This is a genomic window from Gilliamella sp. ESL0441 (genome assembly GCF_019469185.1).
In the GTDB taxonomy this organism is placed as follows: Bacteria; Pseudomonadota; Gammaproteobacteria; order Enterobacterales; family Orbaceae; genus Gilliamella.
This window is the reverse complement of the sequence record NZ_CP048264.1, coordinates 1,783,027-1,794,641: the sequence shown is the minus strand read 5'-3', so window position 1 is coordinate 1,794,641 and position 11,615 is coordinate 1,783,027. Positions and strand designations below refer to the sequence as shown.

Here is an 11,615-nt window from a genome sequence, read left to right as displayed (position 1 = left end):
ATCTTTATTGTGCAGGATATTGACCGCTCCAAGTTTCAGATAAAATCTCGTTGGTTTTTTCAGAAGCTAATTGAATACGAATGTCAGTTGGTTTTTTACTATCTTCAACATTAAATCGTACAATTACACGCCAACCTTTGGTGAAAGAGTTGTATTGTGATTCAGTACTGACGATTGAACCATTGTTAATACTTGAAATTACTTTAACCGGATCTTGATTGGACAATTGTGGACCCGCAAAGTCAATGACATAAGCATTAGAACCATCAAGTTTACGAATCAAATTAGCTTGTTTAATGTCACCTAAGGATAAACGAGTGCTAATTGCTCTGGCTATATTACTTGGATAACGTTGAAGTTCATTGAGAGAATAGTGTAAGCGATATTTTATATCAAGAATATCACCTGCGTCATAGTGCTTTTTAGGTACCCAGAAAGTGACAATGTTATCATTGGTTTCATCAGCGGTAGGAATTTCAACGAGTTCAACTCGACCTTTTTGCCAATCCCCTAAAATTTCAACCCAAACACTAGGACGTTTTTCATAGTGATCATCAAGATCTTGGAAATCATCAAAGCCTTTGTCTCGCTGAATTAAACCAAAAGATTTCGGGCTTTCTAGACTATAAGAAGAAAAAGATAGTCGTTTAGGATTATTTAATGGTCGCCATATCCATTCATTATTGTTGGCTAAAATGGATAATCCATTTGAATCATGCATAGCTGGACGATAGTTTAATATTGGTGAAGGTTGATTTGGTCCATACAAAAACATACTGGTTAAAGGTGCTACACCAAGTTTTTTAACAGATGATCGAAAAAAAACTTTAGCTTCCACTGTCACAGTTGTATCTACACTTGGTATTAACGTGATTTTATATGCTCCAGTTACACTAGGTGAGTCGAGTAATGCATAAATGACTAAATGCTTTTGGTTTGGTTCTGGTCTTTCAAGCCAAAACTCTTTAAAACGAGGAAATTCTTCACCGGTAATTTCTCCTGTGTCGAGCGCAAGCCCTCTTGCAGACAAACCATATATTTGGTTCTTACCTACGGCTCTGAAATAACTACCCCCAAGTGCGGTAAATATTTCATCATCAGTTTTAGTCGGTGAGTTGATTGGATAATGAACTTTGAATCCGGCAAAACCAAGATGTTTGGTATCAAGTTTATCTAAATGAAGTTGGCTAAGATCGAAATAACTAGGATCATACTTAATTTCTTCGACTTGATTGTTCACAATTTCATTTATTTTAACTGGTGTATCAAAATACATACCTTCATGATAGAACTCAAGTTTAAAGCGTGTTTTTTGATTTCCCCAATAGGCCTTCTGATGATTAAAAGCAATCTTTTGATAATCGGCAAATTGAAGTGATGATAACTCTTTTGGTAAATTTTTCGATGGTTGTTCGTAAGCTTTATGTGATAAATCTTCAGCTTTTTTTATCACGTCATCGAATGAAAATGCCCACGAAGAAAAACTAATCAACGAGGCAGTAAGAATACCCAATATTTTGCAGGTAAAAATCTTACTAGATTGATTTAAAGGCAATAAATTGTTCATATAACGCTCACATTAGTTTTGTCTAAAAATGTTGAGATAATTAATAATATTATTTTTAGGATCAGTTAAGCATTTTTCAACATAATCGCTCTTCATTTCAAAAAGAATAGTTGGGTTTTGCTCAATCAAAAAGTGTGAATAATTATCTTTATTGATTTTGCCATACAAATGGGTTAAATCTGCTTCAGACATTTTAAAAAGTGGTTGATAATAACTAGAAATTTTAGCCGTATCTTGTGTATAAATTGCTGACATAAAATCGGCACTAAGCTGACAATAATTTTTAATATTGCTATCAGTAGCTTTTATTTTATTAAGTTCAATTTCTCGTTCAACTTGGTTTTGTTCTGTTATTTTCTTTAATTGTAAATCATATTTCAGTTTATAATATTCATTGAGATAAAAATTTAATACGCAAAATGATTGATTTTCATTATTTTTACAGTTTAGAATGCCATTTTTAATAATATAATTGTCGAAATTTTTGTTTCCTATAAGTTGGGCTAATTGGTTTTTGGCATTAACAACAAAAGTATTATTTTTCTCTGACTGTTTTTTTAAAAGATTTAGTTCTTCTATTTTACTAATTTGTTTATCACTTTGAAGCGATGGAAAAAAGTTTAAGGCGCAACTTGAAACAAGAATAGAAACAATGGCGCATGTCAAAATATTACTTATTTTCATATATAAAATTCCATGATTATATTCTTGAGTTGTAATTTATGGGCAGGTTAACTAATGTTAGCGCAAAAATTATATACTCATATTTTTTTAAACACACGATAATTTTTTTGTAAAAAAGTGAAATGAAATTTCGCACAATTTTAAAGAATTAATGATGACAGATTTTTTCTCTATTTACTGTAAATTCTCTATTTGTTATAGGTAAAAATTTTCCTTTAGTTTTTAAAAAAGAAATCAGCTGTTTCGCATCCATATCAGTCTTTGAGCAGGTATGAAATTTTGCATCTTTGCCAAATCGTTGTTCAATAGCTTCCAGTAAAGATGATTCTGTGTAATTATTTCCTTCCATCATGTGTAGAACTTCGTGCCCATGAATTGATAACATAACTTCCTCTTAATACAATTTATCACTCTTTTTGATAGTAATTCCAAAAAGATAACAGATCTTATATAGAAAAAAAAGAGTTAAATCGTTAAATTATCGTCAATATACGATGTCAAATTTCTAAAAAACAGCAGTTTTAAGTAAAAACAAGTTGTGTAGCAATTTTGACATCATATTTATTACTTATTGATTATTCGTTGTTTGTTATCTTTGCAATAATTGATTGATTTTCGGTCTTGATTTGATAAATTGACACAGATATATTATCAGCAAGTTTATAACGTATTGTATCGTTAATTTTGATAAGTCCTTCTTCTGGTAGCGATATAATCTCTTCTTTAACAGGATGTAACATCGACAAAGGTAGAAAAGCAAAAGCACCGATGTCGGTAAGTCTAACGCGTGCACCGCCCCGATTTATATCGACAATTTCAGCATTAAATGTTTCTCCTACTTTATTTGATAAGTATTGAGCATAAAGATTTTCAGCCATATCACGTTCAGCAAATCTTAACATTTTTCGCCTTTCATTCATGTTTTTAAGTTGTTCTTTATCAGGTGAAATCAATTCTTCATTACGCAGATAAGCTTTAATTAAACGATGATTAACAATATCTCCATATTTACGGATTGGTGATGTCCAAGTTGCATAAGCATTGAATCCCATACCAAAATGAGGCTGTGCTTCAATCGAAAAATCAGCGGGGGTTTGATATTTACGTAATCGAGTTGTTAAAAAAGGATTATCATCAATTAATCGTCGAAGTGTTTTATATCCTTCAAAACTGGTTAGGTATTCTTTATTGAAATCTGCAATACCATGGTCAACGAGTGTTTTTACAATCTGATCGATATATTTGGTATCAAATCCGGTATGAATATTAAAGATACCAAATCCAATTTTATCTTGTAATAACATGGTTAATGCTTGATTTGCAATAACCATTGCTTCTTCAACAATTTGATTTGCAATACGGCGTGGCTCTTTGATTATACCTTTTACTTGCCGATTTTCATCAAGTTGAAAACGATAGTCACTTATATCTTTAAAAACAAGTGCATTCTTTTGTCGCCAATTAAAGCGAATATTAGCTAGATCGGCTAATAGCTTAAGTTGTCCTGATAAAGATGGCACATCCGATGATAACTTTTCATTATTTTCTAAAAAGTCCGAAACATTGTGATAAGAAAGTTTTGCTTTAGATTCAATCCAAGCAGTAGTAAAGGAAATATTGTCCTGCAAGATATTTCCAGATTGATCCAGTTTTATCTGACATACTAAGGCTGGGCGTTTCATATTTGCTTTTAAAGAGCATAAATCATCAGCTAACTCTTTAGGTAACATTGGTATATTAAAATCTGGCAAATAAGTCGTAAAACTTCTCTCTTTTGCAATTTTATCGGTGGTACTGTCTTGTGATATAAATGCAGTGGGATCGGCAATGGCTACTTTTAAATCATAATTACCGTTTTCATCTTGAGATATAGCAATGGCATCATCCATATCTTGAGTATCTTGACTATCTATAGTAAAAAAGCAGACATCTGTTAAATCTTGACGATTTTCAAGCTCTTTTGCGTTGATTGATAAATTGTCTGCTGTGGGTGCTACTCTTTCTAAATTATAACGAGCTAGAGTCTTGAACCATAATTTAAAAATAGAATCATCTTCAATAATAAAATCGGTGACATGAGCAAAAAAGTTCTTTTGACGACCTTCTTTTAAAGGATGTGTAGTAAGCGTTGCAACCACCCAGTCGTTTTCCTTTAATTTTTGTTGGATATGATTACTTATTTTGCAGGGTATAGCGAAATTGCTCGGCATATTTTCAGGATAAATAACCATTGAACGTTCTTGGAATCCAATTCGACCAATAAATTTTTCTAAAGCACTTTCAATCAATATTTCAGGCTCAAAAGATTCTTTGTCATTATTTTTGACAACGATTCCTGAAACTTTGTCGCCATGACAAACAGTTTTCATTTTAGCCATTGGTATAAAATAACTAGTTTTAACATCAACATCCAGAAAACCGAATCCTTTTTCGTGTGCTCGAATAGTGCCTTCAATTCGAGGTGTTTGTTGATGAAGTTCTTGTTTTAATTGTGCGAGTAGTGGGTTATTTTGAAACATATGACTTAATATATAATGAAAAAAATAGTATTAAATTCTAACATACTTATATCTTTTGTTGTTACTGAATTAATTACTAATTGCTAGCCATGTTTAGCGTGGAATTTTTTATAAAAAAATTAATTAACTGAGAAAATAATGAAATTAAACTATAAAATCCAAGGTAATGGGCAACCCATTTTATTTTTGCACGGTATGTTTGGCTGTTTGGATAATTTAAATATGCTTGCTAAAGAGTTCGTTTTAAATTTTCAAACGATTCAAGTTGATCTGCGTAATCATGGGCTTTCACCATGGTCAAATGAGATGAACTATGAGGTTATGGCAGAAGATGTGGCGACACTATGTCAGCATTTACAATTAAAAAATTTGATTGTTGTTGGCCATTCAATGGGGGGTAAAGTTGCCATGCAATTAATGCAAATAATCCCGGATATTATCGAAAAAGTTGTGGTTATTGATATTGCACCAGTTAAATATGTTAAGTCCCCCAATCTCAATGTAATCGAAGCGTTAAAACAATGTGATTTGCAACAGGTGACTGATAAAAAACACATTATGGATATTATGAAACAACAAGGCATTGATTTAGCCACGAGCTATTTTTTATTAAAATCATTCAAAGACGGACACTGGTTATTTAATTCTAGAATTATCGTTAAACAATACTCCGATCTATGTGATTGGCATAGCAATGGTGAACCTTGTAAAAAACCCATACTTTTTATACGAGGCGAAAATTCAACATACATAACAGATGAATATGTGAATACCATTATGGCACAATTTCCTAATGCAAAAATAGTCACTGTTGCAGGGGCTGGTCATAATGTTCATGCTGAGAAAACAGAACAAGTTTTACAAATTTTGCATGATTTTATAATGAATTAACTGAGTGCGATTATTTAATTACAAAACAGTCTTTGTTGTTGACTTTTATTATTTTGGGATGTATTGATAATCACTTTTACAAGTGTACATTGATTATTATAAGTTTGTCTTTGTACACTGTATTCCCAACCTTTTGGAATAATATGCTGAGGGACAAAAGGATAGCTATCAAGTAGCTGAAAAGCAATTTGATCCGCTTGTAATTTATTTTTTAAATAATGATGTTTATCCAATAGTTTTTTTTGAATATTCATAAAACCAATCAGAAATAGTGAAAATATCAATGATGCAATCATCACCTCAATAATACTAAAACCATCGGTATGTTTATTATTCACAATCACTGTGTTTTTTTTCTGGGCAGTAATCAAGCCAATTTCCTTTATCGATAATTAATTTATTGTTATTAAATGAAGCTAACTCATATAAATAAAGTTTATCTGCTTCACCTCGAACTAAAGTAAAATTACCTATTTTTAATTTTGATTTTTTAATGCAAGTTTTTAAGTGTAAATTAACCTCCTCTTTGCATTGCCAATTCGCAGTAGGCACATTCCATTTTTGCGTTTTCGCCCAGTGTAAAGAGGATCTTGCGGTATTAAATTGTTGATAATAGTCTTTTTCTATTAGGATAGTTTTTTGCCATGAGCTAACCAAAGAATTAAAAGCGGTTAATAGCGTTAAGCCAATTATCATTAAAATCATCACTAAAACAATAGCACTAAATCCGGATTGATTAGGCGTTTTATAATCTATTTTCATTTCTAATGATTTTAAATATCTGATGACTAATATGATGATGTTTTTTTAATTCTGCAGCTAAAGTCATTTCGATAGTATTGTTATCCTGTTTTATGACAAATTTTGTTACTTTTATATCATTTGGATCGAATATTTTCTGCCAATTTGTACCATGGCAATTCATTGCCCCAGTTTTGTATTCAAGATTATTTTGGTAATAACGATAACTAAATATATCTGAATTATTTAGGTGTTGTGGATCGTTAATCCAATCATGACGAATTTCGCTATCATAACGGATAATGATACAGTTATTGTTATCATTAATTTCAATTGATTTTTGATTAATTTTGGATGGTGAGTTAGCGATAAATCCTGCTCGTTTGATGTCTTTAAATAATCCTGAGATAGCTTGCTCAATATTTTGTTCCAGATGAGTGTTTAAATAATAATTCATGTTAGTTGCATGTAATTGTTTATAAAACATAGAGGTACCCGTAATAATTAGATTTAATATTAGCATACTGATTATCATTTCAAGCAGTGAAAACCCCTGATTTTTCAACATGGTGGCAAACCTGATAAATAGCCTGTTTCGTAGCAAAACCGAATTCTACCTCGAAAGGAAATTAAAACTTTTGTTTCACCTATTTGATTGCGAAGTATCAAAGAGCCGGTTTGTGCCATATTTCGTCGTCCCCAAAATGAAATGGTTTTTTTATCTGTTAACCCACTTATTTCAACTGAATTTTCAGGTTTTATAAATTTTAGTTCTTCTTCTAAACAAGAAGATGAATCTTCTTGTTTACTCGCAACTAAGCACCATGGAGATGAAAAAAGATAAAAATGATAAGTATCGTTATAGGTATTTGCCTTAATTTGAACTTCGTTTAGAAAATAGGCTAATTGCTTAGTGGTGGACACCAGTTCTTCACGCAGTTGTAGTGTTTTCCAATGTGGTATTCCAATTGAAACTAAAATGGCACCGATGCAAATGATAACTAATATTTCTAATAATGAATAACCAGAAGCCTGCATAATTTATCAAATAAACAATAAATAATATTGATTTTATAAATCAAATCATCAAGCGACGTTTTTATTTAGTTTACTGAGCAGTAGTGCACAAATTTAATCTGTTTTTTACAAAGGATATTAAGATAATATGACAAACCGCTTAAAAAGTGCCATTTATTATAATATACTGTTTGCCTATTTTAATTTGTTTACGGACTTCAAAGTTAAAGGAAACAAGAGATGCAACATTTACAAACTATTATTGACGCTGCATTTGAGCGTCGCGCTGAAATTACACCATCGAATGTCGATACCCTTACACGAGATGCTATCAATCAATGTATTCATTTATTAGATAGCGGTAAAATGCGTGTTGCTGAAAAAATTAATGGTGAGTGGGTAACACATCAATGGTTAAAAAAAGCGGTATTGCTCTCGTTTCGTATTAATGAAAATAAACTTATCAATGGCGGTCCGACAAATTATTATGATAAAGTTCCATTAAAATTCGCTGATTATGATGAAACCAGATTTGCGCAAGAAGGTTTTCGTGTTGTTCCATCGGCAATAGCACGTAAAGGGGCATATGTTGCTCGTAATACTGTATTAATGCCATCTTATGTGAATATCGGTGCGTATGTTGATGAAGGCACGATGGTTGATACTTGGGTAACTGTTGGTTCATGTGCTCAAATTGGTAAAAATGTTCATTTGTCAGGTGGTGTTGGAATAGGTGGCGTGTTAGAACCATTGCAAGCAAATCCGACCATTATTGAAGATAACTGCTTTATCGGTGCTCGCAGCGAAATTGTAGAAGGCGTGATTGTTGAAGAAGGTTCTGTTATTTCAATGGGTGTATTTATTGGACAAAGTACCAAAATTTATGATCGTGCTACAGGCGAAGTTTATTATGGTCGAGTGCCTGCTGGTTCAGTTGTTGTATCAGGTAACTTACCGACTAAAGATGGTAAATATAGCCTTTATTGTGCTGTTATTGTTAAAAAAGTTGATGCTAAAACGCTGGGTAAAGTAGGTATCAACGAATTACTTCGTACTATAGATTAATTCAATTAATCACTTCTAATCTGCCGCTAACTTTTGTTAGTGGCAGCGTATCAATCTAATTAAGTTATAAACATTTGAAGAGGAGAATTTATGCCTTCTTTTGATATTGTGTCAGAAATTCAAATGCCAGAAGTAAAAAATGGTGTAGATAATGCAACGCGTGAATTAACGACTCGTTGGGATTTTAAAAATGTTGAAGCTTCATTCGAATTGGATGAAAAAAATGAAACAATCAAAGCGACCAGTCAATCTGAATTTCAAGTACAGCAATTGCTGGATATTCTACGTGATAAGCTTACTAAGCGTGGAATAGACGGAGGGGCTTTGGACATTCCTGAAGAAATGGAGCACAGTGGCAAACTTTATAGTATCACTGTAAAGCTAAAACAAGGTATCGATAAAGAGTTAGCCAAAAAAATTGTGAAACTTATCAAAGACAGTAAAATCAAAGTTCAAGCTCAAGTTCAGGGTGACCAAGTTCGTGTTACCGGAAAATCACGAGACGATTTACAATCAACGATGGCTTTGGTTAAAAATGGTGAACTAGGTCAACCTTTTCAATTTACCAATTTTAGGGATTAATGGTCTGTCAACTTGCCGATAATGTCGGCAAGTTAAATTAAATACTCAAGTTATCGCTAATTTCAAATTATTCATTACAATACATTAATCTAATTCTTCCTTATAAACGTCAAAAAATATATCACTAATACAAATTTAGTAAAGATTGAGATTTTTTTTTGTTATTACGTTATTCTATCTTTATAAAATTCTTTACAATGAAAAAAATTGATAACAAAACAATGAAAAAAATAATCTTATTTTTAACTTTATCGCTTTTCTCTAATTTTATTCTTGCTATTAATAGTAGTGAGTCTAAAAAAGTTTTTATTGATGAATTATTATCAAAAATGACGATTAAACAGAAAGTTGGTCAACTACGTTTAATTAGTGTTGGAGGCGAATTAAGTTTAGATAAGGTATTAGACCAAATTGAGGCAGGCGAAATAGGTGGAATTTTCAATACCATTGTCGAGCCTGACTTATCAAACATGCAGGATCGTGCGTTAAAATCGCCGCATAAAATCCCCTTATTATTAGGATTTGATATAATACATGGTCATCGCACCATTTTTCCGATTAATTTAGGCATAGCATCAACTTGGGATCGAGAGGCGATCGCTAAAGTGGCACAAGTCTCAGCTGATGAGGCTACATCGGATGGCTTGAATATTACTTGGGCTCCAATGGTTGATCTTAGTCGAGATCCTAGATGGGGTAGAGTGTCAGAAGGATTTGGTGAAGATCCTTATCTGACTTCAGAAGCTGGACGCATATTCGTTGAACAGATGCAAAAACAGTCCTTAACAGACACAAAATCATTGGTAACAACGGTCAAACATTTTGCGCTTTATGGTGCAGTAGAAGGCGGTCGAGAATACAACAGTACCGATATGAGTGAGCGCAAAATGTTTCAAGAATATTTAGTTCCTTATAAAAGCGCCATAGACGCAGGAAGCCGAGTAATTATGGTTTCTCTGGCTAGTGTTAATGGTATTCCTGCAACAGCTAATCATTGGCTTTTGACTGATGTTTTGCGTAATCAATGGCATTTTAATGGGGTTGTTATTAGCGACCATGGTGCAATTCGGGAACTCATTAATCATGGTGTTGCCAGCGATGCCAAAGATGCTGTTCGAGTCGCAATCAAAGCTGGTATTGATGTGAGTATGAATGACGAGTTTTTTCTCCAGTTCATTCCTGAACTTGTCGAACAAGGCTTGCTGAGTGAAGATGAAATTAACAATGCTTGTCGTCATGTTTTGGAACTCAAATATGATATGGGATTGTTTAAAAACGCTCATCGTAATTTAGATCCAAATTTAGATATTGAAACCATGTTTGCTGACAATCGTTTGCATCGAGAAGATGCGAGAGATGTTGCTCGTCGTAGTATCGTTCTATTAAAAAATGAGCACAATCTTTTACCTTTATCTAAAAATCAAAAAATAGCTGTAATTGGGCCTCTTGCAGATTCAAAACGGGATATCTTGGGTAGTTGGTCGGCGGCTGGTCGAGCCAATTTAGCGGTGACTCCTTTAGAAGGAATTAAACTTGCCGTCAACGATCCAAAAGCCATCAGTTATGCATTTGGGGCAAATCTTTCTGATGACCCTGAATTGTTTAATTTTTTAAATCTGTATGATGTTGCAACAAAATTTGATTCAAGACCGGTTAATGTGATGCTTGATGAAGCAATTGAATCAGCTAAAAATGCAGATGTTATTGTCGCATTTGTTGGTGAAGCTCAAGGAATGGCACATGAATCTTCAAGTCGAACAGATTTATCGCTCGCTGCTAGCCAAAAAAGGTTGCTTACTGCACTAAAAGCAACGGGTAAACCGCTTGTTATTGCATTAATGAATGGACGTCCTTTAACATTAGTTGATGAATTCCAACAGGCAGATGCAATGCTTGAAACGTGGTTTTTAGGAACCGAAGGTGGAAATGCAATAGCTGATGTTTTATTCGGTGATTACAACCCATCAGGAAAACTACCTATGTCATTTCCAAGAAATGTTGGTCAAATACCAGTTTATTATAGCCATTTAAATACAGGGCGTCCGAGAGGAACGATAAACATGGGTAAATATACCACCTCCTATTTTGATAGCCCAAATGAGCCATTATTTCCTTTCGGTTATGGCTTAAATTATACTGATTTTTCGATAAATTTTGTGTTATCGACAAATGAAATGAAACAAGATGGTAACTTAACTGTCACTGCTATTGTTGAGAATACGGGAGATAGAGAAGGAACACAAATTGTGCAACTATATCTACAAGATATTACCGCTTCGGTAAGTAGACCAGTAAAAGAATTAAAGGGTTTTGAAAAAGTAACGTTAAAATCACGTGAAAAAGCAGAAGTGAAATTTGTCATAACGCCTGAAATGTTGAAGTTTTGGAATGATAAAATGCAATTTGTCGCTGAACCAGGTAAGTTTAACGTGTTTGTTGGTTTTGATTCAACGACAAAAAATGTCCAAACTTTTACATTACTTGACAATTAAACTACTTTATCAATCCATCGCCCTTTATTATGTGTGAATTGTTTTAGCGATTTGATT

At 33.0% G+C, this 11,615-nt stretch carries 12 protein-coding genes; 4 read left to right on the top strand and 8 right to left on the bottom strand.

The genetic code is table 11. The features are described 5' to 3' along the window. Nucleotides 1-4: 4 nt before the first annotated feature. The 4 genes from GYM75_RS08015 to GYM75_RS08000 all read right to left on the bottom strand — a co-directional run bounded on the left by GYM75_RS08015 (nt 5) and on the right by GYM75_RS08000 (nt 4,770). A complete protein-coding gene (locus GYM75_RS08015; RefSeq protein WP_220215456.1) occupies nt 5-1,567 on the bottom strand; it encodes a glucan biosynthesis protein G in 1,563 nt (520 codons plus the stop codon). 12 nt (nt 1,568-1,579) lie between these two features. Next, nucleotides 1,580-2,251 carry a hypothetical protein gene (locus GYM75_RS08010; protein WP_220215455.1) on the bottom strand — a complete coding sequence of 224 codons (672 nt, stop codon included), beginning with the start codon at nt 2,249-2,251 and terminating at the stop codon, nt 1,580-1,582. 148 nt (nt 2,252-2,399) lie between these two features. Continuing rightward, the gene (locus GYM75_RS08005) at nt 2,400-2,636 is read right to left on the bottom strand and encodes a YecH family metal-binding protein (RefSeq protein ID WP_220215454.1); all 237 of its coding nucleotides are present in this window, start codon (nt 2,634-2,636) and stop codon (nt 2,400-2,402) included. A 190-nt stretch (nt 2,637-2,826) separates the two neighbouring features. Beyond that, nucleotides 2,827-4,770, bottom strand: a complete 1,944-nt coding sequence (locus tag GYM75_RS08000) for an exoribonuclease II (protein ID WP_220215453.1) — start codon at nt 4,768-4,770, stop codon at nt 2,827-2,829. Nucleotides 4,771-4,908: 138 nt separating this feature from the next. Here GYM75_RS08000 and GYM75_RS07995 point away from each other — a divergent pair, with 138 nt between their 5' ends. Continuing rightward, the gene (locus GYM75_RS07995; protein WP_220215452.1) at nt 4,909-5,661 is read left to right on the top strand and encodes an alpha/beta fold hydrolase; all 753 of its coding nucleotides are present in this window, start codon (nt 4,909-4,911) and stop codon (nt 5,659-5,661) included. A 14-nt stretch (nt 5,662-5,675) separates the two neighbouring features. Here GYM75_RS07995 and GYM75_RS07990 read toward each other — a convergent pair whose 3' ends face one another. Genes GYM75_RS07990 through GYM75_RS07975 form a run of 4 tightly spaced genes read right to left on the bottom strand, consistent with a single transcriptional unit; the run spans nt 5,676 to nt 7,440 of the window. Then, entirely contained in the window at nt 5,676-6,032 is a 357-nt protein-coding gene (locus GYM75_RS07990; RefSeq protein WP_220215451.1) for a prepilin-type N-terminal cleavage/methylation domain-containing protein, read from the bottom strand. Then, nucleotides 5,992-6,423, bottom strand: a complete 432-nt coding sequence (locus GYM75_RS07985; RefSeq protein ID WP_220215450.1) for a DUF2509 family protein — start codon at nt 6,421-6,423, stop codon at nt 5,992-5,994. The genes GYM75_RS07990 and GYM75_RS07985 overlap by 41 nt, the downstream gene beginning before the upstream one ends. Continuing rightward, complete coding sequence (locus GYM75_RS07980; RefSeq protein WP_220215449.1) at nt 6,407-6,970, bottom strand: prepilin peptidase-dependent protein; 564 nt, start codon at nt 6,968-6,970, stop codon at nt 6,407-6,409. Before GYM75_RS07980 ends, GYM75_RS07985 begins: the two co-directional genes overlap by 17 nt. Continuing rightward, nucleotides 6,964-7,440, bottom strand: a complete 477-nt coding sequence (locus GYM75_RS07975; protein WP_220215448.1) for a hypothetical protein — start codon at nt 7,438-7,440, stop codon at nt 6,964-6,966. Before GYM75_RS07975 ends, GYM75_RS07980 begins: the two co-directional genes overlap by 7 nt. 219 nt (nt 7,441-7,659) lie before the next feature. On the opposite strand from GYM75_RS07975, the gene dapD reads away from it, so the two are divergent. From dapD to bglX, 3 genes are all read left to right on the top strand, one after another. Beyond that, a complete protein-coding gene (gene dapD, locus GYM75_RS07970; RefSeq protein ID WP_220215447.1) occupies nt 7,660-8,484 on the top strand; it encodes a 2,3,4,5-tetrahydropyridine-2,6-dicarboxylate N-succinyltransferase in 825 nt (274 codons plus the stop codon). 90 nt (nt 8,485-8,574) lie between these two features. Continuing rightward, nucleotides 8,575-9,066, top strand: a complete 492-nt coding sequence (locus GYM75_RS07965; protein ID WP_220215446.1) for a YajQ family cyclic di-GMP-binding protein — start codon at nt 8,575-8,577, stop codon at nt 9,064-9,066. A 221-nt stretch (nt 9,067-9,287) separates the two neighbouring features. Continuing rightward, nucleotides 9,288-11,558, top strand: coding sequence for a beta-glucosidase BglX (bglX, locus tag GYM75_RS07960; RefSeq protein ID WP_220215445.1), 2,271 nt, complete (start codon nt 9,288-9,290; stop codon nt 11,556-11,558). The last annotated feature ends 57 nt before the right edge of the window (nt 11,559-11,615 follow it).

What these genes read in the sequence shown, in the direction of transcription:
- GYM75_RS08000 (WP_220215453.1), bottom strand. Translation starts at nt 4,770, where the DNA reads ATGTTTCAAAATAACCCACTACTCGCACAATTAAAACAAGAACTTCAT.
- GYM75_RS07975 (WP_220215448.1), bottom strand. Translation starts at nt 7,440, where the DNA reads ATGCAGGCTTCTGGTTATTCATTATTAGAAATATTAGTTATCATTTGC.
- GYM75_RS08015 (WP_220215456.1), bottom strand. Translation starts at nt 1,567, where the DNA reads ATGAACAATTTATTGCCTTTAAATCAATCTAGTAAGATTTTTACCTGC.
- GYM75_RS08010 (WP_220215455.1), bottom strand. Translation starts at nt 2,251, where the DNA reads ATGAAAATAAGTAATATTTTGACATGCGCCATTGTTTCTATTCTTGTT.
- GYM75_RS07985 (WP_220215450.1), bottom strand. Translation starts at nt 6,423, where the DNA reads ATGAAAATAGATTATAAAACGCCTAATCAATCCGGATTTAGTGCTATT.
- dapD (WP_220215447.1), top strand. Translation starts at nt 7,660, where the DNA reads ATGCAACATTTACAAACTATTATTGACGCTGCATTTGAGCGTCGCGCT.
- bglX (WP_220215445.1), top strand. Translation starts at nt 9,288, where the DNA reads ATGAAAAAAATAATCTTATTTTTAACTTTATCGCTTTTCTCTAATTTT.
- GYM75_RS07995 (WP_220215452.1), top strand. Translation starts at nt 4,909, where the DNA reads ATGAAATTAAACTATAAAATCCAAGGTAATGGGCAACCCATTTTATTT.
- GYM75_RS08005 (WP_220215454.1), bottom strand. Translation starts at nt 2,636, where the DNA reads ATGTTATCAATTCATGGGCACGAAGTTCTACACATGATGGAAGGAAAT.
- GYM75_RS07980 (WP_220215449.1), bottom strand. Translation starts at nt 6,970, where the DNA reads ATGTTGAAAAATCAGGGGTTTTCACTGCTTGAAATGATAATCAGTATG.
- GYM75_RS07965 (WP_220215446.1), top strand. Translation starts at nt 8,575, where the DNA reads ATGCCTTCTTTTGATATTGTGTCAGAAATTCAAATGCCAGAAGTAAAA.